General features: G+C 65.0%; 3 protein-coding genes. 2 read left to right on the top strand and 1 reads right to left on the bottom strand.

Features of this window, described 5'->3' with window-relative positions; genetic code table 11:
- Positions 1 to 67: 67 nt before the first annotated feature.
- Positions 68 to 1324, bottom strand: coding sequence for a flavohemoglobin expression-modulating QEGLA motif protein (locus QMX83_RS21240; RefSeq protein ID WP_282298609.1), 1257 nt, complete (start codon positions 1322 to 1324; stop codon positions 68 to 70).
- 112 nt (positions 1325 to 1436) lie between these two features.
- On the opposite strand from QMX83_RS21240, the gene QMX83_RS21235 reads away from it, so the two are divergent.
- Positions 1437 to 1889, top strand: a complete 453-nt coding sequence (locus QMX83_RS21235) for an antitoxin Xre/MbcA/ParS toxin-binding domain-containing protein (protein WP_282298608.1) — start codon at positions 1437 to 1439, stop codon at positions 1887 to 1889.
- Entirely contained in the window at positions 1886 to 2365 is a 480-nt protein-coding gene (locus QMX83_RS21230) for an RES family NAD+ phosphorylase (RefSeq protein ID WP_282298607.1), read from the top strand. The genes QMX83_RS21235 and QMX83_RS21230 overlap by 4 nt, the downstream gene beginning before the upstream one ends.
- Positions 2366 to 2403 lie beyond the last annotated feature (38 nt).

The raw sequence follows: 2403 nt of genomic DNA, 5'->3' as shown, positions 1-2403 counted from the left end.
GCCCTCATGATGCTGGATGGAACTCTTGGGCCGGCCAACGGCCGGCGCTACCGGATCACGAACGCGGTTATTCGGCGGCGAGTTGGTCCATCCGGATGCGGTTGGCAAACAGCGAAAACGCCAGCATCCCGGCCAGCCCGTTGGCGCGGCTGACCCAGTGCGGCAGCCAGCGCGGCGGGCGCAGAATGCCCTCTTCGAACAAGGGGGCGAAATCAATTGCATCGGTCAGCGACATCTTGCCGGCGAACAGCCAGCGGCAGACCTGCAGGCGATCCTCGGCCAGCATGTGGCGGAAGAAGGTGTGCACCGACACCAGGCCGCGCAGGTACACGGTGTCCTTGGTGAAGGCGGCCCCGCCCACCGTCGGCACGCCACGGAACACGCGCTGCGCCGAAGCGAAGCTTTCTTCGTGGTTCTGCCCGGCGTCGCAGAAGTAGCGGAACACCTGGATGAAGTCCGCCCCTTCGCGCGCCATCGCAATGGCTTCGGTGCGCAGGCTGATGCGTTTGAGACGCTCGATGTCGATACTGCCGGTGATCTGCTCGGCAAACGTGGCCAGCCCTTCCTGGGTAGCGGTCACGCGCGGAGAAGACAGCGCCAGACTGGGCAGATGCGGCTGCTCACGGCCGTTGAGCGCGGTCAGCGAATGCACCAGCGCCTCATGGTGGAACAGCTGCGCGCGGTCGTAGGCACTGAAGCGCGCGCTGGTGCGCAGCCGGATGCGGGTGGGGCCCGCAGCGGCTTTGGAGATCAGATCCGGATCGAGCTGCACCTGGATGATGCGCGATTCAAAGAACGCGTCCAGGTCACTCTGCAGTTGCAGCATCAGCGCGGTCGCCGACACCGGCACCTGTTCCTCCGGAGCCAGCAGTTCGTGATCCAGCTCCTGGGCGATCTGGATGAAATGCCGCGCGGCTTCACGGGTGCTGGGTCCGTGCCCGGGCAATGGCTGTTCCGGCGCGCCGTACAACTGCACCGAATAGCCATCCACCGCCGCCGTGCCCAGCGATTCCAGCAGGCCAGCCGCCAGGTCCCAACTCTGGGCCGAACGCTGCACGTACTGCCCCAGCGGATGGCTGGAGTCGCACTGGTCGCTGATCTTCGCCAACGCCTGCCGGGTCTGGCCGAAATCCAGTCTCGGGTAGTCCACCTGCGGCAGTACGGGCTGGCCCCGGGCCACGCTGTCCAGGAACGGGGCCTGCAGCGCGGCGGGCCAGCTGGTCAGCCCCAGCAGTTTGATGTCACCCACGGCCTCCACCAGCTGCGCATCCAGCTGGGTGTGGTAGGCCACGTCACGGTCCGCGGTGATCGGAGCGGTGTTCATGGGCGGACATTAACAGGATCAATGACTTCCGTGGGCAAAGGCGACAGCTTCACTTGCACATGGCTAGTTTTGGCCTATATTCAGACCATATCTAGCCATATCGAGACATGCCATGTCCTCCACCGCCAACAGCTTCCGCACGCTGCTGCGCACGGCCCCGCTTACCGAACGGGTCCGCATTGAGCGCGAGGGTGTCCCCTATCAGGTGGTGAAGGGGCTGATCGACGACGTGTTTGAAAGCAGCGCCGATTTCCAGGTGTTCGTGCGCATTCCCAAAGCCACCTTCACCAAGAAGATGCATGACAAGGCGCTGTTCGGCGGCACACCCGGGCAGTCGGTGGTCGGCCTGATGGAGCTCATCAACAAGGTCGAGGACATGCTGGCGGCCGAAACCGACAACCCCGAGGCACGCGACTTCGATGTGCAGAAGTGGGTCGGCGAGTGGATCCAGCGCCCGCAGCCGGCGCTGGGCGGGCTGGCTCCAGCGGAACTGATGGACACGCCCAGTGGGCGTGCTTCGGTCATGCGGGTGCTCGGGGCCATCCAGAGCGGTGCGTATCAGTGAAGCTGGCGCGGATCGGCTCCACCGGGCCCACGTGGCGGCCAGAGGATCTCAGTGGCGTCGGTGCAGCTTATTCACCCGGACGCTGGAACAAACCGGGGCAGGCCGTGGTGTACGCCGCGCCGACGCTGGCGATGGCGGCACTGGAAACGGCAGCGCATATCGATGACAGCGGGTTGCCGTTGAACAAGTATGTGATCGAGATCGACGTGCCGGATGACGTATGGGCGGCGCGGCGGATCATCAGCGCCGATGCCCTGCCCAGTGGCTGGGATGCCATTCCGCACGGCGTGGTGTCCGTTGAGGCCGGTTCGACGTGGTATCTGGCGCAGGGTCAGGCGCTTGTGGAGCTACCGTCAGTGATCGTGCCGGAGGAGACGGTCGTGCTTATCAATGCGCAGCATGCGGATGCGCAGCGAATTTCTGCTCGGGCAACAAGGCGGTTGCAGTACAACCTGTTGTTTCGGGGAATTCGGTAGCGCCGGCGCGGCTTTCCCGCCGGGCGGAACTGCTGGCC

The organism is Stenotrophomonas sp. PS02289 (assembly GCF_029960115.1).
Taxonomy (GTDB): Bacteria; Pseudomonadota; Gammaproteobacteria; order Xanthomonadales; family Xanthomonadaceae; genus Stenotrophomonas.
This window is presented reverse-complemented; position numbering and strand designations above follow the sequence as displayed.

Coding starts and splice junctions, on each gene's coding strand:
- QMX83_RS21240 (WP_282298609.1), bottom strand. CDS start 1,324: ATGAACACCGCTCCGATCACCGCGGACCGTGACGTGGCCTACCACACC.
- QMX83_RS21235 (WP_282298608.1), top strand. CDS start 1,437: ATGTCCTCCACCGCCAACAGCTTCCGCACGCTGCTGCGCACGGCCCCG.